Annotated in this window: 14 protein-coding genes and 1 pseudogene; 12 read left to right on the top strand and 3 right to left on the bottom strand. The window is 55.4% G+C overall.

Annotation, left to right across the window (positions count from 1 at the left end; translation table 11 throughout):
* Nucleotides 1-49 precede the first annotated feature (49 nt).
* From K0B01_00395 to K0B01_00340, 12 genes and pseudogenes are all read left to right on the top strand, one after another.
* A complete protein-coding gene (locus K0B01_00395; protein ID MBW6484600.1) occupies nucleotides 50-280 on the top strand; it encodes an antitoxin in 231 nt (76 codons plus the stop codon).
* Nucleotides 280-678: a type II toxin-antitoxin system VapC family toxin gene (locus K0B01_00390; protein ID MBW6484599.1), complete on the top strand. Its 399-nt coding sequence runs from the start codon at nucleotides 280-282 to the stop codon at nucleotides 676-678. The genes K0B01_00395 and K0B01_00390 overlap by 1 nt, the downstream gene beginning before the upstream one ends.
* Before the next feature lie 56 nt (nucleotides 679-734).
* Complete coding sequence (locus K0B01_00385; GenBank protein MBW6484598.1) at nucleotides 735-1,934, top strand: hypothetical protein; 1,200 nt, start codon at nucleotides 735-737, stop codon at nucleotides 1,932-1,934.
* A gap of 1 nt (nucleotide 1,935) precedes the next feature.
* Nucleotides 1,936-2,691: an ABC transporter ATP-binding protein gene (locus K0B01_00380; GenBank protein ID MBW6484597.1), complete on the top strand. Its 756-nt coding sequence runs from the start codon at nucleotides 1,936-1,938 to the stop codon at nucleotides 2,689-2,691.
* A gap of 2 nt (nucleotides 2,692-2,693) precedes the next feature.
* Entirely contained in the window at nucleotides 2,694-3,662 is a 969-nt protein-coding gene (locus K0B01_00375) for an ABC transporter permease (GenBank protein MBW6484596.1), read from the top strand.
* A 102-nt stretch (nucleotides 3,663-3,764) separates the two neighbouring features.
* Entirely contained in the window at nucleotides 3,765-4,208 is a 444-nt protein-coding gene (locus tag K0B01_00370) for a hypothetical protein (protein MBW6484595.1), read from the top strand.
* Between the two features lie 61 nt (nucleotides 4,209-4,269).
* On the top strand, nucleotides 4,270-6,120 hold the full coding sequence (locus K0B01_00365) for a PAS domain S-box protein (GenBank protein MBW6484594.1): 1,851 nt from the start codon (nucleotides 4,270-4,272) through the stop codon (nucleotides 6,118-6,120).
* A gap of 18 nt (nucleotides 6,121-6,138) precedes the next feature.
* A pseudogene (locus K0B01_00360) lies at nucleotides 6,139-7,299 on the top strand (sigma-54 dependent transcriptional regulator).
* A gap of 418 nt (nucleotides 7,300-7,717) precedes the next feature.
* Nucleotides 7,718-7,876: a hypothetical protein gene (locus tag K0B01_00355; protein ID MBW6484593.1), complete on the top strand. Its 159-nt coding sequence runs from the start codon at nucleotides 7,718-7,720 to the stop codon at nucleotides 7,874-7,876.
* Between the two features lie 243 nt (nucleotides 7,877-8,119).
* Nucleotides 8,120-9,325 (top strand): MltA domain-containing protein, encoded by a 1,206-nt coding sequence (locus K0B01_00350; GenBank protein MBW6484592.1) that lies wholly within the window; start codon nucleotides 8,120-8,122, stop codon nucleotides 9,323-9,325.
* Between the two features lie 146 nt (nucleotides 9,326-9,471).
* Nucleotides 9,472-12,342, top strand: coding sequence for a DEAD/DEAH box helicase family protein (locus K0B01_00345; protein MBW6484591.1), 2,871 nt, complete (start codon nucleotides 9,472-9,474; stop codon nucleotides 12,340-12,342).
* Nucleotides 12,339-14,507, top strand: a complete 2,169-nt coding sequence (locus tag K0B01_00340; protein ID MBW6484590.1) for a site-specific DNA-methyltransferase — start codon at nucleotides 12,339-12,341, stop codon at nucleotides 14,505-14,507. Before K0B01_00345 ends, K0B01_00340 begins: the two co-directional genes overlap by 4 nt.
* 215 nt (nucleotides 14,508-14,722) lie before the next feature.
* Here K0B01_00340 and K0B01_00335 read toward each other — a convergent pair whose 3' ends face one another.
* From K0B01_00335 to K0B01_00325, 3 genes are all read right to left on the bottom strand, one after another.
* Entirely contained in the window at nucleotides 14,723-17,239 is a 2,517-nt protein-coding gene (locus tag K0B01_00335) for a DUF3365 domain-containing protein (GenBank protein MBW6484589.1), read from the bottom strand.
* Between the two features lie 143 nt (nucleotides 17,240-17,382).
* Nucleotides 17,383-20,019, bottom strand: a complete 2,637-nt coding sequence (gene alaS / locus K0B01_00330; protein MBW6484588.1) for an alanine--tRNA ligase — start codon at nucleotides 20,017-20,019, stop codon at nucleotides 17,383-17,385.
* Entirely contained in the window at nucleotides 20,000-20,500 is a 501-nt protein-coding gene (locus K0B01_00325; protein MBW6484587.1) for a recombination regulator RecX, read from the bottom strand. Before K0B01_00325 ends, alaS begins: the two co-directional genes overlap by 20 nt.
* Between the last annotated feature and the right edge of the window lie 2 nt (nucleotides 20,501-20,502).

Raw genomic sequence — 20,502 nt, 5'->3', positions numbered from 1 at the left:
AGCTTGACAAGATATATACCAAGATATATATCAATTGTGGAGGTGCAACATGCAAACAGCTAAATTATTTCAGAATGGACGCAGTCAAGCGGTTCGTCTGCCCAAAGAATACAATTTTGAAGGGACAGATGTGCTAATTCAAAAGATTGGCGATTCTGTCATTCTCTTTCCTAAAAATCGCGTGTGGGAAATATTTCTCCATGGCCTCAATGGGTTTACCGATGATTTCATGGAAAACGGGAGAGAACAGCCGCAAATGCAGGAGCGAAAGGATCTGTAATGTATTTGCTTGATACAAATATCTGTATTTTTATCAAGAACAGGAAGCCGCTGCATGTCCTGGAAAGATTGCACAATGTACTCGAACAAACCGTTTATTTATCCAGCATCACGGTAGCAGAATTGCAATTTGGCGTTTACAACAGTCAAAACATCCAGAAAAACAGAATATCCTTAACTGAATTTCTGACTCCCTTTGTAATTATCGATTTTGGCAATACCGACGCTGAACAATTTGGAATTATAAGAGCACAGCTAAAAAAAGAAGGAAATCTTATCGGCCCTTACGACATGCTCATCGCAGCTCAGGCAGTTGCGCACAATCTCATCCTTGTTACCAACAATACGAACGAATTTATAAGAATTAAAAACCTGAAGATAGAGAATTGGAAAGAATAGCGTCCAACAAAGAGTAAGGAATAATCGAGGAGGTTGCAATGGTTGGCGGGAAACGAATGAAAAAATTATTTACAGGGGCCTTTGTCTGTTTTTCATTTTTGTTTTTGATGATTGCGGCGGCGGGCTTTGCGGCGGAGGGCAATAATCCGGATGACCGCCCCGCGCGAGGGATTGCTGTCTATACTGACTACTCCGGCATCGCGGTGGCAACGGGGGAAAGCGTGCAGATGGAACTTACCCTGGAGAACAAGGGGAAAGCGGACGAAAATATCGCTGTGGCGCTGGCGGAGGTTGCCCGGGGATGGAAGGCAACCTTGAAGGGCGCCCGCTATCAGGTGACCGGGGTGTATGTGCCGGCCGGAAAAACAAAAACCCTTTCCCTGAACCTCGAACCGGAAAAGGGCAGCGGCCCCGGCAACTACTCCTTCCGCTTTGACGCGAAAACGGCGGATGGCAAATTCAGTTCGACGCATACCCTGAATGTAAGCGTACAGGGAAGGAAGGTGGGGCTGGACAATATCCAGCTAAATGCCGCCTATCCGGTGCTCCGCGGGCAGACCGATTCCAAGTTCGAATTTTCCATAGACGTGCTCAATAAAAGCGAGATGGAACGTTCTTTTAATCTCTCTGCGGTCGGTCCGGAGGGATGGGAGATAAATTTCAAGCCCGCCTATGAGCCCAAACAGATCTCGACAATTCGGGTGAAGGAGGGACAGAGTCAGACGATAGCCGTGGAGGTTTCTCCGAAGCCGGGCGCCGGGGCAGGGGAATACCCTGTCGTCGTGCGGGTCAGCGCCAAGGAGAGCAGCGCCGAGGCGAAGCTGACGGCTGTTCTGACCGGCACCTACCGGCTCGACGCGGGGACGCCCAACGGGATTCTCTCGCTGGAGGCGTCTCCCGGCAAGACAGTTTCCTTTTCGCTTTTTGTGAAGAACAACGGCTCCGCCCCCAACCGCAACATTGCCTTTTCCTCGTTCAAGCCGGAGAATTGGGGAACAACCTTCAAACCGGAAAAGATCGATGTTCTGGCCCCCGGCGAGATGAAGCAGGTCGAAGTAACGATAAAACCCGGGCAGCAGACGCTGGTCGGCGATTATTCCGTGGGCGTGCTGACCAGTGGGGAAAAGGCGGAGAAAACGGTGGAGATGAGGGTGACGGTCAATGCCTCCTCCGCCTGGGGGTGGATCGGGATCGGGCTCATTGTCCTGGTTATTGCCGGGCTGGCTTTACTGTTCGTGAAGATGGGGAGACGCTGACGTGGAGCGACAGGCCATTATCCAGATAGAGAATCTTACCAAGCGTTACGGGACTCAGGTGGCGGTGAGCAACCTGAATCTCGAGGTGACGGAGGGAGAGGTTTTCGGATTTCTCGGACCGAACGGAGCGGGTAAAACCACGACAATGCTGATGATGCTAGGTCTGACGGAGCCGACTTCCGGAATGGTCAGGGTCTGCGGTTTCGATCCGGCGCGCGAGGCGCTGAAGGTCAAGGAGGTGATCGGGTATCTTCCGGAAAATGTCGGTTTTTACGAGGACATGGATGCGCGCGCCAACCTGCGGTTCATCGCCCGTCTGAATAACATCCCGGACAGGGTCTCTGCGGAAAGGATAGATCGCCTGCTTGCAGAGGTGGATTTGGCAAAAGAGGCGGACAAGAAGGTGGGGAGCTATTCTAAGGGGATGAAGCAGCGCCTCGGCATCGCCGAGGTGCTGATCAAGGAACCGCGCCTTGCCTTTCTCGATGAACCGACGGTTGGTCTCGATCCGGAGGGAACAAACCGGATGCTCGAGATGGTAAGGAATCTCAGCCGCAAGCAGGGCATGACGATCTTTTTTTCATCCCACCTATTGGAGCAGGTGCAGCGCATTTCCGATCGGGTCGGGATCATGATCGGCGGGAAGCTCGTTGCTGTCGGCCCGCTCGCCGAACTTGCCGAAAAAGGGCTTGGCGTCAAGGAAGGCGAGCTGTTCACGCTGGAAGACATCTATATGAAATATTTCAGGGAGGCGTAATTTTGCACGGGGTATTGACGATCTACCGCAAGGAGATGGAGGATCATTTCAGCTCCACCCGGTTTCTTTTGATCACGGCGCTGATTTTCATGGTCGGGGTGATTATCGCGTCCCTTTCCGGAATGGCGATGCGGGACGAACTCAGGGGGATGGCAAAACCGGACTTTATCTTCCTGCTTTTGTTCACCTCGACCGGGAAGCTCTTTTCTTTTGTGCAGTTCATTGGTTTTTTCGGGCCGCTGCTCGGGATCATTCTCGGTTTTGACGCAATCAGCCGCGAGCGGACCGGTCGGACGCTCAGCAAGCTGGCAGCCCAGCCGATTTATCGGGATGCGATCATCAACGGGAAATTTCTGGCCGGCGTGACAATGATTTCGATAGTAATGGTATCGCTGGCGCTGGTTATCTCCGGACTTGGCATCACGCTGGTCGGGGTAGTGCCTGGTCCGGAGGAAATCTGGCGGCTCTTCATATACCTCGCATTGGGGATACTCTACATCTCTTTCTGGCTGGGCGCGGCGCTCCTCTTTTCCGTTGTTTTTCGGAGCACTGCCACCTCGGCGCTGGCGTCCCTTGCCGTATGGATTGGCTTGTCGTTCTTTGTTGGCCTGGGTGGGAGCCTGCTTGCCGATGCGATTTCGCCGATAAAAGACACCGCGGACACTTACCAGGCCCAGGATGCCCTTATCAGAAATGCAGAGGTTCAGCGGGCCGTCTCATTTTTCTCCCCGGCGACGCTTTATGCAGACGCTACGGCGACGATTCTGGATCCGCTCCGCCGGACGCCGCGTTCCTTTATTATTTTGGGACCACTGGAGAGGATTTCTCTTTCCCGTTTCCAGAATCCGCTGCCGCTTGGTCAGAGCATCGTTATTGTTATGCCCTTTCTGGTTTCACTGGCGGCGATAACATTTGCCTGCTTTGGAATCTGCTATGCGGTCTTTATGAGGCAGGAGATCCGTTCCACCTGATGGAGGTCAATAAGTTCAGAGGGGGGCGTAATTTTCAAAAACCCCTTTGCAAATAAAAAAAGGCATGATAGAAGCGCAAAAACTACAACAAGGAGGATGATTGTGAAGAAAAAAATATTATTGATTACAGCATTGGCGCTGATTTTCGCGGTTGGCTGCCAAAAGAAGGAAGAGAAGCCGGCGCCGGCTTCTCCCCAGGGCGCTCTTACGCAGCCGGCTGCTCCCAATCCGTGGACGTCGCAGGCCGCAGCGCCGAAAGCAGGGGGCGATCCGCATGCGGGCTTGCCGGCGGCGGAATTTACCAAGGGTGGGGTCGCTCATAAGGGAAAGGTGTTGCAGAAGATCGATGCCGCCGGCTATTCCTATCTGGAGGTAGAGGAAAAGGGGAAAAAGCTCTGGGTAGCCGTCATGCAGGCAGAGGTCAAAAAAGGCGATATTGTTGAAATTCCCGAATCGCCGGTGATGGTAAAGTTTACGAGCAAGACCTTGAACCGCACCTTTGATGAGATACTTTTTGCAAGCGGCGTCCGGGTCGTAAAGCCCTGATTATCCATTATGTAGCCGCTTTTTTGGCTGTGCGTGCAGGCAGGTTTTCCATTGATGCCGAATGAAAGAAGCTGGCGGCGGCGAGCCCGATTATCGGAAGAGCCGCCGCCGTCTTTTAAAGTATCCACCTGCGAGGCTTGGTTTGACCAGCTTTCACAAAAATAAAAAACGGTTTATTGTCGTTCCCCCCTGGCTTATCATCGGGGCCGTTGCAATTCTCGTCCCTGTTTTCATCATCATGACGATGGATGCGATAAGCCGCCAGAAAGAGCAGACTGAACGGCTGCTTGTCGCAAAAGGCGAGGCCATCATCCGCTCTTTTGAAGCGGGTGCCCGGACAGGGATCGGCATGCACTGGGGAGAATTCCAGCTCCAGAAACTCCTGATGGAAACTGCCGAACAGGCGGATATCGATTATCTGATCGTTGCCGATGCCAGCGGAATGATCCTGGCTGACAGCGATCCTCTGCGCATCGGGGCCGTCTATGAGACAAATCTGGAAATGGGGCAGATCGCCGTTTCGAAAAAGCTGTCATGGCGCCTGGTTGAAAACAGTCAGGGCGGGGATACCTTTGAGGTTTATCGAGGGCTTTCGCCGACGGCGGTGTCCGGGTACGAATTCACCAATCAGTGCGGCGAACAACTGGAGCCAACTGAAAAAAATGTTTCTCCCCGGGGCCTTGTCGTTTTTGCAGGCCTGGATATGTCGCCGATCGAGGAAGCCCGCAGGCAGGATATCTTCCGGACGATATGGAGCGCGGTGCTTTTCCTGCTCATTGGCTTGGCCGGGATTGTTTCGCTGATGCTCGCTCACGGCTACCAGGAGGCGCGGAGTTCCCTTGCCCGAATCAGGGTTTTTTCCGACAGTCTGGTCGAGAACATGCCAATGGGGCTGATTGCGATCGATGCCGGGGGAATCCTGACGGCCTGCAATCGGACGGCGGAGGAGATCCTGCGTCTGGTTCCCGGCGAGTCCGTCGGGAAGCGGGCGGTTGATGTTATGCCGCCGGAATTAGGCGATTTTAGCATGCCAAGGGACAAAACGGCGCTGCTGCTTGACAAGGAAGTGCCCTGTGCCATGAAGGAGGGCGCAACAATGACGCTGGAAGTTGTCGCCGCGCCGCTGTTTGAGCAGGAAGACAGCTTTCTGGGGAGCATCCTGCTTTTCAGGGATATTACTGAGATCAAGCGGCTTGAGGCGGAGGTGGAGCGGAGCAGGCGACTTGCGTCGTTGGGGGGTCTTGCCGCCGGAGTCGCTCACGAAATCAGAAATCCCTTAAGCTCGATCAAGGGTTTCGCAACGCACTTCCGGGAGAGATTTGTGGACGCCCCGGGCGAGCGCGAGGCGGCAGAGGTGATGATTCGCGAGGTTGACCGAATAAATCGGGTGATTACGCAACTGATTGAATTGGCCAGACCCTTGAAGATGAATATTGTTCCGGTTTCATTGCCGGTGGTGATTCGCCAGGCGCTTGCGTTGATTGAAAATGAGGCCGCGAAAAAGGGGGTGGCCGTTCAAACCGAAGTGCCAGCCGGGAAATGGGAAATATCCATCGATGCCGACCGGATGACCCAGGTTTTTCTCAACCTGTTCCTGAATGCGCTGGAGGCAATGGAGACGGGCGGGGAGCTGCGGGTATCGCTCTTTGGACAGGAAGAAAAGGCGATCCGGGTAACGATTGCCGATACCGGCAGAGGCATCCCCGCGGCTGATCTTCCCCGGGTCTTCGACCCGTATTTTACCACCCGCGCGGCGGGGACGGGCTTGGGACTGGCAATCTGTCACAAGATAGTCGAGGCGCACCATGGAGAGATATTTTTGGAGAGCGAGGCGGGAAAAGGCACGAAGGTTGTCCTGATTCTTCCCCGGCGTTCCTTCGCGTCCGGAACGGTTGTTGATGACGAAAAATGAAAGAAATTATAGAAAATGATTAAAGAAAAACGCAATGTCCTGGTAGTGGATGACGATGTTTCCCATCGAACGATGTTGAAGACCCTGCTTGGCGACTGGGGATACGAGATTGCGGAGGCGGATGACGGCGGGAGCGCCGTCGCCCTGGCGCGCAGCCGGCCGTTCGATCTGATCCTGATGGATGTCCGGATGATCAAGATGTCCGGTCTGGAGGCTCTGGCAGGGATAAGGGATTTCAATCCCGCCTTGCCGATCATTATCATGACGGCCTATGCCTCGGTCGAAACGGCGGTTGAGGCGCTGAAGAAGGGGGCTTACGACTACCTGACGAAGCCGCTTGATTTCGACGAGCTGCGCCTGACCATGGAGCGGGCCATGGAACACCGCAGTTTGAAGGAGGAAAACCGGATGCTCAGGGAAAAACTGGGCGACCGCTTCGACCGGAAAAATCTTGTCGGACGCTCCCTGGCAATGAGCCGCCTGCTTGAAACCGCGTCGCAGGTGGCGCAATCGGAAGCTACCGTTCTTGTGGCCGGGGAGTCCGGAACCGGCAAGGAGCTGATCGCCGAGTTGATCCATTTCAACAGCCCGCGCCGGGAAAAAACCTTTGTCAAACTGAATTGCGCCGCTATACCGGAAAACCTGCTGGAGTCGGAACTGTTCGGCCACGAGCGGGGCGCCTTCACCGGGGCCGACCGGCGCAAGGAGGGGAAGTTTCTCCAGGCAAACGGCGGCAGCCTTTTTCTGGACGAGGTCGGGGAGATGCCGCTGACAATGCAGGTAAAACTGCTGCGGGTATTGCAGGAGCGCGAGCTTACCCGCGTCGGCGGCGAGGATGTTTTGCCGATCGATGTGCGCATGATAGCGGCGACAAACCGGGATTTGTTCAGAGAAGTAGCCTCGGGACGCTTCCGGGAGGATCTTTTCTACCGGCTGAACGTCGTAAGCCTCGTCATCCCGCCGCTCCGAGAAAGGGTGGAGGATATTCCGCTGCTTGCCCAGGAATTCCTCCTGCGGTTTTCCGAGAAAAATCATAAAAATATCAGCGGTTTCACACCAAGAGCGATGGATCGTCTGCTGCGTCATCCCTGGCCGGGAAACGTCCGCGAACTAATGAACGCGATCGAGCGGGGCGTGGTCCTTTCCCGCGGGGATTGCCTCGATGAGGGAGATATTTCCCTGCTCAACTTTGCCGAGAATGGACAGCGCGTGGGGGGGGCTTACCTTGGTTATGGCGATGCGGCGTCGATATCGGCTCCTGCTGCCCGCAGGCCGGATGAAGCGGTTTTGCTTGAGGAGAATATGCCCAAACGGACATCCGGCGCACCGGGACAAGACGGTGCTGTCGGAATTATGAATACGGGGGAAACGGAAGAAAACAGCGCGGGCAGCTTTGCCGAAGGGACGTCGCCCCTGGAGGATGTGGAGCGGGAGATGATCCTGCGGACGCTTGCCGCCGCGGGCGGGAACAAGAGCGAGGCAGCCCGCAGATTGCAGATTACCAGGAGAACTCTCCATAAAAAACTAAAAAAATACGGTCTGATGTAACCGCCGCCAAGGCCGCGGCCCAAATCTTAAACTATCAAGAACTTAAACTATGAACTCAAAAAAAGGGAAATACACCTGCCGTGATTATCGGGAAGAGATGATTCTGCTCGGCCTCAAAAGAAGACTGAATCAGGCCGATCTCGGCGGCGATGAGCGGGCAGAGCTCAGCAAAGAGATAGAGAATATAGAGAAAAAGATGGGAATGTAGATTAATTGACCTTCATTTCCGAATCGCTCATCCGATAAACTTTATTCTGGATAAATCCCCATGCCTTGCAAGGCGCAACGAACGATGAAAGCGGAGCTTAATGTTCAGCAAATTTGGAGGGACGTGCTTTGTCGCGTCCGGGGCTGTTGCTAAAGGCAGAGGCTGATTGAGGGAGGGAATATGCGGACGGCGCCTTGCTTAAACGTTCTTGCCGCAAAATTTTCTTTGACAGAGGAGAGTCGCTTGTCTTATAAACCCGCCATGAAAACCAAAATTATTTCTTTATTGCTATTGTTGATTGCTTTTCTGGTTCTTGCCGGCTGCCAGAAACGCACCCCCGCAGTGCTGACGGTGCAGCCAACCCCCCCCAGGGATTACTATCGTCTCTTGCCGCCCGGGGAGCTGGCCCTGCGAAAGATTACCGATCCCGGCCAGATTCCCGACTACACGCGGGCCTGCTCTGATACCGACCGTCTGCAGGAAGCAATCGCCAACAGTCTGAACTATCTGGCAAAGCCTTCCAGCAAAAAGTTCTATCCTTATGGCGACATTACCTACGACCAGGCGAAAAGCAGCCTGCAGGAGCTGAAAAAGCTGATTGCGGCGAGATTGTCTCCGCAGCAGATGAACGCGGTTTTGCGGGAGCGATTCGACACGTATATTTCGGTCGGCTGCGATGACCAGGGAACCGTACTGTTTACGGGGTATTATACGCCTATTTTTGACGGTTCGCCGGTGCGCACCGACCGTTTCCGGTATCCCTTATATAAGCCGCCGGCCGATCTGGTAAAAGGGGCTGACGGGACAATTCTGGGCCAAAGGACTCCGGATGGCCAGTTCCGGAAATATCCAAGCAGGGAAGAGATACAAAAGTCCAATATCATGGCCGGCAATGAGCTGGTCTGGCTCGGCGACCCGTTTGAGGTTTATATAGTGCATGTGCAGGGTTCAGCCAAAATTCGCCTCCCGGACGGCCAGATCGAGACGGTTGCCTATGCCGCTCATAACGGCTGGGAATACCAGGGGATCGTGCAGAAAATGATGGCCGATGGCAAGTTTGCCAATAAAAATATCAACCTCAAGGCGATGATTGATTATTTTAAGACCCATCCTGAGGAAATTGATAAGTATGTAAATAAAAACCCCCGCTTTGTCTTCTTCCGGTCTCAGGAAAGCGAGCCCCGGGGTTCGCTCAATGAGCCGGTAATCCCCTTCCGCACGATTGCGACGGATAAATCCATTTACCCGCGGGCGATGTTTGCCTTTGCCGCGGTTGAGCTGGACAGTCCCGTCGGGTTTGTTCTGGATCAGGATACAGGCGGGGCGATCCGGGCCGCGGGCCGCTGCGATGTCTATATGGGGGTCGGCGACAAGGCCGGAGAACTTGCCGGCGGGACATACCGCGAGGGGAGTCTTTATTATCTGTTCATCAAGCCGGGTGATTCCTAAGCTCCCAAGGCAGCGGGATGCTCTCTTGCCGCCTTTGTTCGAGAACCTCCAGCGGGGAAATTTTAACCAGATGGCCCTGGTGCAAGGTCTTCTGGCCTGCTGGAAATCCCGGCGAGTTTAAGTGACAATTCCGGATTTAATGAAGAATGGCAAATAGAAACAAAAAGATAAACATCACACGCGGGAGTGCCGTCGCCCCGTCCACCTTGCTGAATCTGCACGACCTTGTTGAACAGGCTGCCTTCGCGTGGATCGCGCAGGAGAAAGCCAATACTCAGTCGTTGCCCGGCCAGATTGCCACGCATCTCGAAAGGAACGGCAAGCTTCGCCTGCCGCAACGCCAGGCGATTGAAGTCTTCCTATGGCTTAAGTTTGTCGGCCGCAATCGCTCTTTGGGCGACATTGTTCGCTCCGGCGCGCTTCAGAGTCTCGCCGAACCACAGCCGGCTCTGTGCGGAAACGCCACCGCCGAGGTTCTCTACCGGTTTGCCCAAGTCAATGAATTGCCGAAGCTTGCCGCAATGGTGAAGGACGATCCCCTCAGTTGCCGAACGAACTGGGACGTTTTTCTCAATGCCTTGCTCCACGATTTTACGTACCCGAACTACCTGTTCAGCTTGCCGATGGGCGCCGGAAAGACGTACCTGATGGCCGCGTTCATTTATCTGGATTTGCACTTTGCGCGACTGCATCCCCATGATCCCCGATTCTCCCGCAACTTCGTTGTCTTCGCCCCGCAAGCGTCGAAAACAGCGATCCTGCCGTCCCTGCAAACCATACGGAACTTTGATCCGTCATGGGTTCTGCCCGCCAGTGATGCCGCCGAATTGCGCCGCCATGTGCATTTCGAGATTCTGGACAGCCAGAGCTCCAAGCGCCGGGACAAACTCCACGGCAACAACCCCAATCTGGAGAAGGTAAATCGCCTTACGCAAACCAGCGATTTCGGGTTGATATTCATCACCAACGCCGAAAAAGTCGTCATGGAGAAACTCTCTCCGGAAGACCAGCAGACAGCCGACCCAAGCAGCCTGTTCTACGACGAGAAGAAGGCGACAGAAGTCGTCAAGATCAACGCCCTTCGCGAAAAACTCTCACAGATTCCCGGGCTTTCGGTCATCCTCGATGAAGCGCATCACTTCTTCAGCAGTTCCGGCGATGACGAAAAAAAGCTGAAACTGGCGGTGGATATACTCAACCAGCACGGTCATGTCTGCACCGTACTGGGATTCTCCGGCACCCCCTACCTCAAACATCAAGTGCCTTTTGCCGATTCAAAAGTGAAACTCAGTCAGATCCAGCTTATCGTCTATCACTATTCCCTCGCCGACGGCATCGGCCGTTTCCTGAAGGCGCCCCGGGTCATCGGGCAGAACATGGCAGGCGACCAGTTTGTCAGCGCCGCCCTGACGAGTTTTTTCAACGATTACGACCGCATCTATCCCGGCGGCACGCCCAGCAAGATCGCCTTCTATTGCCCGAGCATTGAGAAGTTGAATACCGAGATCCTGCCCGCCGTGGACGCCTGGTACGCCGCCCACCGGCCCGGCCGTGAAGACGCGGAGATTTTCCGTTTCTACCGGGGTGTGAAGAAGACGCAGAAGCAATGGGCTCTCCCGAAAGACTCGGAGGCGATCTTCCACAATCTGGATCAGCCCCATATCGGCAAGCGGGTTATTCTTCTGGTCGCGATCGGCACGGAGGGCTGGGACTGCAAGAGCCTGACCGCCGTTGCCCTGCCGCGCCGCGAAACGACCAAGAACTTTGTTCTACAGACCACCTGCCGCTGTCTGCGTGAAGTGGTATCGGCAAAGGACGAAACCGCCCTCATCGCCCTCGGCGAAGGGAACTACGAGACGCTCGACAAGGAATTGAAGGAGAACTACGCGCTTTCCATCGCCGACCTGCAGATCCATGCCGAACAGGCGATCAACGTTCTTATCCGCAAACCGCGGCTGGGCCGGGTTCGCTTCCGGAACATTCGCCGCCGTTACACCATTGTCCGGGAAGAGCGGGCGGGAGACAGCGCCGCTCAATTAGACAGTTTCGATTTCGGGATGTTCAAGACCCGTTATCCCTTTACGCCGACCGTCACGGAAGCCTCGGTTGGCAAACGCGGACTGTCGAACGAACGCACCGACATCCTTGACGCTGCCGCCGTTCAGCACCCGTTCGGGTATGGTGATTTCCTGGCCGCACTGGCCCGCGCCTCCTGGGGCCGATTCTCCGAAGCCGACTTGACCGAGAAGCACGACGCCGCCTTACGCGGCATTTGCGCCCAGATTCGGGACCAACTCGGGTGGCTCGCGCTCCATCCCACCCTGGCGCTGGACGAAGTCATGGCCTTTACCGCCTCTCTCCTGATGGAAGATATCCGCGTCACCCACGAAGATGTGGAAGAAGAAGTCGAAATCGAACTACTCGACTGGCGCATGGACCCGCCCCCATCCATCCCTTACGCGGGCGGCCTGTTTCTGCCGTCGTTCACCGCCGCCGAGTTGCCCACGCTGAACAAACGGCCCAACTACCTCGAAGACCGGATCGAGGATTATTCGCTTGACCCCGGCGACGTAACCTTCAACTACGCGCCCTATGACTTCGCTTCCCGGTACGAAGCGGCGGCGCTGCGCGACCTGACGAAACTCGCCGACCTGCGCGGGTTGGAGTTTTACTATAACGGTTACCGCAGCGGCGCGCTTCAGTCTTTGGTGATTCGCACCCCCTACGGGAACTACACGCCTGATTTTCTCATTCTCAAGCGCAACCAGGCTAAGCCCTACCGCCGGCAGCCGGACTATGCCCCGGACGCGGACGCCGGCCGGATTGACCGCGTCCTGATCCTCGAAACGAAGGGAAAGAAGTTCTACGACGCGGACTTCAAAGCCAAGGAAAAGTTCGTCAACGACGTCTTCCTGAAGCACAACCCGCACTTTCGGTATCGCTGTTTTGTGGACGATGACGACAACAACTTTTCCCGCCACCTTGAGGACGTGAAGAAGGAGATATGGAACCTATGATCAAGCCACCCTATCAACCCCTGCCATACACCATCAGCCCGGCGCGCGGACAGGCGCTGCTCAGTTTCCCGGGCCGCCGCATGCCCGATCATCTGCCGCTCTATGAGACAGTTGCGGTGGAGGAAGTCCGTCCGGCCTCCAGCGAGCTGCTCCCCGGCATGGAGCAGGTTTCGACCGTTGTCGGCCCGAATCTCCTCCTGCACGGCGACGCACTTTCCGCCTGCGCTTACCTGAAGGCCAACAACATCAAGGTGGACCTTTTCTACATTGACCCGCCCTTCGCCAGCGGCGCGAACTATGCGAAGAAAATATTCTTGCGGAACGGGAAGAAAAACGGTGAGACCGCAGTCGATGGCAGCGATAGCGCCATCGGCGAAGAAATCATGTATGGGGACATCTGGCAGAAGGAGGATTACCTCAACTGGCTTTACGAACGTCTGCTGGCCATGCGCGAGGTGATGAACGAAACAGCGTCCATCTATGTCCATCTCGATTGGCATATCGGACACTACGTGAAGGTTCTATTGGATGAGGTGCTTGGCGAAGACAATTTCCTTAACGAAATCGTATGGAAACGATTTAACTTTCATGCAGACGCGAACAAGTTCGGTATTGTTCACGAAAGCATCTTTCTCTATGCCTGCGGAGAAGACTATCTTTTCAACAAAATCCACACACCTATTCCACAATCCTATATTGACAGTCATTTCACCGGGCGTGACCCAGACAACCGGATTTTCAGTTTAGACAACCCGACCGCTCCTGCTCATGGCCACGAAGGCCAGCCTCTCAAATTTGGAGATAAAGTGATTGCGCCTCCATCCGGAGCTATGTGGCGCTACAGCCAGGCAAACGTTAATAAGTTCATGGAGGAAGGGCGCATTGTTTTCACGGGAACCGGTATGCCAAGGGTGAAACGATACCTTGATGAGTTGCCCGGAATTGCAGTTCACAGTTTGTGGACAGATATTGATTCAGTGAACTCACAAGCAGACGAACGTTACGATTACACAACGCAAAAACCCGAGGCTTTGCTGGAACGGATCATCAACGCATCTTCCAACTCCGGCATGACCGTGGCGGACTTCTTCAGCGGCAGCGGCACCACCGCGGCCGTAGCGCACAAACTGGGCCGCCGTTTTATCGCCTGCGACATTGGCCTCAATGCCATTCAGACGACCCGCGACCGACTTGTTGCCGCCGGCGCATCTTTCGACATCCTGAAAATTCAGGATGGCATTCGCCTTTTCCGCAACCCGGCGCAGACAATGGCGAAGATATTCAGTCTCGTCGAAGGGTTCAAAAAGCGCGAGGAACTGGAGCTTGGCGAGTTCTGGGACGGCGGCTTGCCGGGAGCGTCGGGGCGCTACATCCCGCTCAAGTTCGTCGGCCTCCACGAACGCCTCACGCCCGCGCTGCTGGACGTGTACCTGGAGGAGATCTATCAGCTCGAATCCGACGACCGCGCCGAGGGTGTGCGGATTCTCTATGCCCACCGCGACCTGGAAGTGGATCAGGGGTGCGTCGATAAACGGCTTCGGGAAAGCGGGAAGACGCAACTCAAGGTGGAGTTGGTCAGTCTCAACCAGCTCCTCGACAAGAAGGCCGCCAGCCTCTTCACCCCGGACAGTGCCGTTGTGGAGGTCCAACCCGTCGGTAGAGGCCGCTGGGAAGTCAACGTGAAACAGTATTTCAGCCCCTATCTCAAGGCCAAGATTGACGAGTTTAACGCCAAGCGTGGCAAACGCAGCGGCATGAATCTGCTGGAGGAAAACGGCAACGGCGGCGAGAACGGAAACGGCAACGGCGGCGAGAACGGAAATGGAAACGGCGAGAGCGACACGAACGGCGGGCAGACCGCCAAACCATCTGTCCCCTTCCATGCAGTGAAAATCAGCGATACCGGCCTGGAACTCATCGAAGCCATTCAATTCGATACCGCGCTTCGGGACGACGGCGTGTGGGTCAGCAATCCCGCGCTGGAAGACAAGGCCGGCCCGAAGGAAAAGATCAAAGGCCGCTACGCCTTGCCGACCAGCAATTTCCGCATCAAGTTCCGGAACATCGCCGGCGACGAGATGATTTGGAATGCCAGTTCTGCGGCTGCTTCTATTGAACCTGCACGTCAAAAAAAAGCAAAACAAGTGCAGAAGAAAGAGAATTAGGCAATATCGGGGACGGGTACTGATTTGCTTGATCCGAACCGGGCAAATCAGCATTTCACCCTACGTTTTTCCTACCCATCCTTTATCATGCCGCCATGATAACTCGAGATATCACAAAAAGCACGGTTGCAGTCCGCTGATTTTGTAAAGAACCCCGGATTGTTTTAAGCGCCGGGAGGCGGCATAATTCTGCTTTGCCTTTTAATCTTGCGGATTCAGTCCAGCATTTCCCTGATCTTCCGGGAGAGGATCTCCAGACGAAAGGGCTTCTGGATAAAACCGTTGCAGCCGCGCTCCATGATTGCTTGGGCTTCGCCTTTAATGCTGTAACCGCTGGCCAGAAGAACCTTGAGAGCGGGATTGAAGCCCCGCAGGCGATCGAAGGTTTCTCCCCCCGAGATCCCCGGCAGGATCATGTCCAGAATGACCAGATCAATCTCCTTCTGCTTTTCCATGTAAACGGCGAGCGCCTCCTGGCCGCTGCCCGCCGCATAGACCCGGTAGCCCAGGAATTCCAGCAGTTCCCTGTTCACCTTCAGAATCATCTGTTCATCATCCACAAGCAGGATCGTCTCCGTGCCTCTGGCGATTGTTTTGATTGCCGCCTTTTCCTTTGCCGCTTCCTGCTCCGAAGCGGGCAGATAGATGGTGAAAGTAGTTCCCTGACCGGGTTTGCTGTCCACGGTGATTGCGCCCTTGTGACCCTTGATGATTCCATAGACCATCGCCAGCCCCAGCCCCGTTCCCCTTCCCATGGCCTTCGTTGTGAAAAATGGTTCGAAAATCCTCGCCCGGATTTTCTCGTCCATCCCGATGCCGGTATCGGCAATTGTTATTTTCACATATTTTCCCGGCGTGACCGCAGAGATCGCCGCTTGGGCATCATCAAAGAAAACATTCCCGGTCTCTATATAGAGCTCCCCGCCCCCCGGCATGGCCTGCCAGGCATTCACATAGAGATTCAGGAACACCTGCTCCATCTGCCCCCGATCAACCTCGACCGGCAGGAGATTTTCTTCATATTTCCGGGAGATGGAGATTTCCTTCTTGGTTCTGCCGAACAGGGAGGAGCTCTTTTCGAGGAGGTCGTTCATATCGGTAGGCTTTATCTCATAGCGTCCCCCCCGGGCAAAACCCAGCAACTGTTTGGCTAAATCCGCACCTCGCCCCACCTGCTCCTCAATCCGCTTGAGCTTCTCATAATGGGGATGCGAGGAATCGATGTGCATCAACAGCAGGGAAGCGTACCCCTGAATCCCCATAAGCAGGTTGTTGAAGTCGTGGGCGATGCCGCCGGCCAGCGTTCCGATGGCCTCCATCTTGTCGGCATGCTGCAGCTTCTCTTCCAGAAGTTTCTTTTCCGCCTCCGCCTGCTTGCGCTCGGTGATGTCGCGGGTTATGCTGAGAATATGGGGCGCCCCGTCAAGAGTGAGCACAGAGGCCGACATTAACCCGTACCGGAGCTTACCGTCCTTCGTTCGAAAAGCGGCTTCAAGATTGGTTGCCTCTCCATTTTTTCTCAATCCGGCGACCAACCTTTGCCGGTCTTCAATATTGTCCCAGATATCATATTCTATGGAGGTCTTGCCGATAATATCCTCTTTTGTATATCCCATGATCTTGGTGAATCCCGCATTGATTGAGACGTACATGCCGTCTGCGAGGCGGTTAATATTCACGGCATCGGGGCTGATATAGAAGGCCCTGCGGAATTTATCCTCGCTTTTGGTTAGCGCCTCAGTGGCCAGTTTGTGTTCGACGATCTCCCGGGCGAGCTGTTCGTTGGCGGTTTCAAGTTCGCGGGTGCGCTCCTGTACGCGTTTTTCGAGGCCATCCCTGTCAATCCGCAATTTCTGAGACAGCTCATTGAACGCAGCGCATAATTCATTTAATTCCCGACTGCCCTGTTGAGGAATGGTTTCCCCGAGACGCCCTTCCATTCCGGAGAGCTCCCGCGCCTTGGCGCTGATTGCCCCGATAGGGGCGACGACAAAGTGACGATACAGAACAAAGAGAACCGCCAGGACAATTGCCAGAACGGCGACGAGCATAATAGATAATTTAAGCGAGAGATTCGATGCCCCTTTATAAGCTTCGGCGAGGGGTATCCGGATGGAGATGATGCTTACTAAATCATCAAGCTTGCGGTGAAACGCCTTATCCACGCCGTACAGCCGCAACATGCCGGCCGGCGCAGCCCCCGGTTCGCCGTGGCAGCGCAGACAGGCGCCTTCAATGACTTCTCCCCTTTTCAAAACAACAAGATAGGGTTTGCCGGCAATTATCTGAACATCTGAATGGGCATTGAGCTTTTTATCTTTTTTCATTTTTGCGAGAAAATCCAGCTCGTAGGCATCGGCCTCGTTTTCGGGATTTCTTGCATCGCTCGCGGCATCTTTTATGTAATATCCGAAGGGATTAAGCGATTGGAAATATTTATTGATTTCCCGATTGGCATAGGTTGAGGACATCCAGGAAGGCTCAAAATAATCCTTGGAGCTAAAAGGGGCTGTATATTCAAAAAGCCTGGGCTTCAAATTTTGCGAAAAATACATATGAGTGGCCAGGTTGCGGTCAAGCAGCAGCCGCGCCTTGGACTCCGCTTCATGCAAGGATTCCTCTTTCATGGTGCGCTGGACCATCAGGATAATTGCTGAAGCCCCGATAAGAAAAATAATCCCGATGCCGATAGCAACTATTTGCATCAGCCTGAGATTCTTAAATTTTATCAACTCTTACCTCCATTGCTCTTCAAAACCGAATTTTCATCTACCGCAATCATTTGGAGTTTTGGAACTTGTATGAGCTTGCGGATTACTGCTTTTACGGAAATGACAAAACGGGGCGTTTATTAAAAGCCAGTCCGTCCGCTTCGTTACAGCAGTCCGGCCAGCTTTTCCAGCGCCTGTTCCAGAAATTCCGGGTGGGGGCCGCCGGCCTGCGCCATGTCGGGACGGCCGCCGCCCCGGCCGCCGACGGTGGGGGCGATCTGCCCGATGATCCGGCCTGCGTGGCAACGTTCGACCAGGTCCTTGGTGACGAGGCACAGCAGCATTGCCTTATCGTCAACCCGGCTGCCGAGCAGGATTACCCCCGAGCGGAGGCGATCCCTGAGCTTGTCGCCGAAATCGCGGAGCGCCTTCGCATCGGAGGCATTCACGACAGCCGCAAGCATGTTGATCCCGTTTACCTGCCGGACTTTTTCCAGCAGCTCTCCGGAATCCTGCGCCGCCATTTTGGCCTTCAACGCATCCCTTTCTTTTTCCAGATCACGCTGAATGTGCAGGAGTTTTTCAGTCTTTTCCGCCGTTTCGAAGGGGCTGCATTTCAAAAGAGCCGCCGACCGGCGGAGTTCCTCCTCGAGGCGTCCGGCATAAGCCGCAGCGCCCCGTCCGGTCAGGGCTTCAACCCGGCGCACCCCGGCCGCAACGGACGATTCGTGGATGATCTTGAAAAATCCGATATCGCCGGTTCGGGCCACATGCGTGCCGCCGCAGAGCTCCCGGCTGAAGGCGCCCATCTGGAGAACCCGGACCCGGTCGCCGTACTTTTCGTCGAAGACCGCGGTCGCCCCGGTCTTGATGGCTTCAGCAAGCGGCAGCACCCGGGTTTCCACCGGGACATTTGCCCGGATCATCGCGTTTACCCGCTCCTCCACCCGGCCCAGTTCTGCCTCGGAAATCCGCGAAAAATGGGTGAAGTCGAAGCGCAGCCGCTCCGGGCTGACGAGCGACCCGGACTGCTTTACGTGTTCCCCCAGCACCTCTTTCAGGGCAGACTGGAGCAGGTGGGTTCCGGAGTGGTTGGCCTCCGTATCCCTTCTTTTTGCCGCATCTACGAGCATATCGGCCTGATCCCCGATTTTTATCTTGCCCTTGACGACCCGGCCGACATGGCTGACCAGGTTGTCGAGCGGTCTTTTTGTATCGGTCACGGCAAATTCGAATCCTTCCCCCGTGATGAGCCCCGTGTCGCCGATTTGCCCACCGACCTCCCCGTAGAAAGGCGTTTGCGCGGCAATGAGCTCCGCCTCCGTTCCTTCAGCTATTTCTTCCACCCTCTGGCCGGCGACCAGGATGGCGCTGATTGCGGAGCGCCCCGTTGTCACGCCCTCGTAGCCGGAGAATTCCGACACGATTCCCTCCAGTGTAAGTTGACGATATATGTCGGAAATGGCCGCTTCGCCGCTTCCCTTCCACGACTCGCGGGCCTTTTTTCGCTGGAGGTTCATCGCCTGTTCGAAACCCTCCATGTCGAGCGAAAGGCCGTCGCGGCGGACGATATCCTCTGTCAGGTCAACGGGAAAACCGTAGGTGTCGTAAAGTTTGAAAACTACCTCGCCGGGGATTATAACTTTGCCAGCCGTTTTGAGGGCGGCTGTCTCCTCCTGGAGGATGCGGAGGCCGGCATCGAGGGTTTCGATGAATCGCTGCTCCTCGCTTTCAACTACCTTCCGGATATACGATGCCCTGGCCAGCAAATCGGGGTAGGCTCCCTGCATCTCGTCAATAACTGCCCCGCATACCTCGTGTAAAAACGGGCGGTTCATGCCGATTAGTTTTCCGTGGCGCGCCGCCCGGCGGAGGATTCGTCTCAGGACGTAGCCCCGTCCCTCATTGCTGGGGATGACCCCGTCGCCGATCAAAAAGGCAACGGCACGGCTGTGGTCGGCGATGACGCGGAGCGAGATGTCGGACTCCTCGTTGCTGCCGTAAGTGCGGCCGCTGATTTTGGCGATGAAGCGGATGATGCCGGCAAAGAGGTCGGAATCGTAGTTGCTTTTTACCCCCTGGGCGACCGCCGCGAGCCGTTCGAGCCCCATGCCGGTGTCGATATTGGGCCGCGGCAGCGGGGTGAGTGCCCCGGACTGGTCGCGGTCGAACTGGGTGAAAACAAGGTTCCAGAGCTCGAGGTGGCGGTCGCATTCGCAGTAGATGTCGCACTCCGGCCGGCCGCACCCGGCGCCTTCGCCCTGGTCGTAGATGATCTCGGAGCAGGGGCCGCAGGGGCCGGTATCCCCCATTGTCCAGAAATTGGTTTTTTCCCCCATCCGGACGATCCGCGTTTCGGGGACCCCCAGGTCGTCGCGCCAGATCAGCCGCGCCTCTTCGTCATCCTGATAGACCGTCACCCAAAGTTTTTCCTTGTCCAGTCCGATCACCTCGGTCAGGTATTCCCACGCCCAGGCGAGCGCCTCTTTTTTGAAGTAATCCCCGAACGAAAAGTTCCCCAGCATTTCAAAAAATGTGTGATGACGGGCTGTTACGCCGACATTTTCCAGGTCGTTATGTTTTCCGCCCGCCCGTACGCATTTCTGCGAGGTGGCCGTCCGGGTGTAGCCCCGCTCCTCCAGCCCCAGAAAACTGTTTTTGAACTGCACCATCCCGGCGTTTGTAAAAAGGAGGGTCGGATCGTCCCTGGGGACAAGCGGGGAACTGCCGACTATCGTGTGCCCCTTGCTTTTAAAGAATTGCAGATAACTGTCCCGTATTTCATTGCCCGTCATCGTCATGAACCGCTTCTTCCTCCTGTTCGTTGATTGTGCGCAGGATAAGCTCCAGGGGAAACCCCTTGCCCATCAAGTTCCTGATTAATCGTGCCTTTTCCTTTTCGTCCGACTTCCCGGTCATTCGTTCCGAGGGACGTTTCTCCAGTATGCGCCTGATTCGTTTTGCTTCGTCCAGCTCTTCGTCAACCGCAGCGATTGCCGCTGCCCGGAGATCAGCGGCGACACCCTTTTCCTGCAGGTCGAAGGCTATCCGGCGATTTCCGGCCAGCCGGTTTGTCGCCAGCGCCCTTGCCCGCTGCCGGGCGAACTCCCCGTCACTGATATAGCCAAGTTCCCGGCATCTAACGATTACGTCCTCGACCACGGCCGGAGCAAAATTCCCCGACTTCAGTTTCAGGCGCAGTTCCCTTTCGCTGTGAGCCCGGATTCCCAATAGTCGGAAGGCCTTTTCTTTGGCCTTTGCGAACTCGCGCTCTTCGTCCATTC

The organism is Syntrophobacterales bacterium, assembly GCA_019429105.1.
In the GTDB taxonomy this organism is placed as follows: Bacteria; Desulfobacterota; Syntrophia; order Syntrophales; family UBA5619; genus DYTH01.
Note: the sequence above shows the minus strand (reverse complement) of the source record. Positions and strands in the feature narration are given on the sequence as shown.

What these genes read in the sequence shown, in the direction of transcription:
- K0B01_00395 (MBW6484600.1), top strand. Translation starts at nt 50, where the DNA reads ATGCAAACAGCTAAATTATTTCAGAATGGACGCAGTCAAGCGGTTCGT.
- K0B01_00390 (MBW6484599.1), top strand. Translation starts at nt 280, where the DNA reads ATGTATTTGCTTGATACAAATATCTGTATTTTTATCAAGAACAGGAAG.
- K0B01_00385 (MBW6484598.1), top strand. Translation starts at nt 735, where the DNA reads ATGAAAAAATTATTTACAGGGGCCTTTGTCTGTTTTTCATTTTTGTTT.
- K0B01_00365 (MBW6484594.1), top strand. Translation starts at nt 4,270, where the DNA reads ATGAAAGAAGCTGGCGGCGGCGAGCCCGATTATCGGAAGAGCCGCCGC.
- K0B01_00355 (MBW6484593.1), top strand. Translation starts at nt 7,718, where the DNA reads ATGAACTCAAAAAAAGGGAAATACACCTGCCGTGATTATCGGGAAGAG.
- K0B01_00345 (MBW6484591.1), top strand. Translation starts at nt 9,472, where the DNA reads ATGGCAAATAGAAACAAAAAGATAAACATCACACGCGGGAGTGCCGTC.
- K0B01_00340 (MBW6484590.1), top strand. Translation starts at nt 12,339, where the DNA reads ATGATCAAGCCACCCTATCAACCCCTGCCATACACCATCAGCCCGGCG.
- alaS (MBW6484588.1), bottom strand. Translation starts at nt 20,019, where the DNA reads ATGACGATGACGGGCAATGAAATACGGGACAGTTATCTGCAATTCTTT.
- K0B01_00325 (MBW6484587.1), bottom strand. Translation starts at nt 20,500, where the DNA reads ATGGACGAAGAGCGCGAGTTCGCAAAGGCCAAAGAAAAGGCCTTCCGA.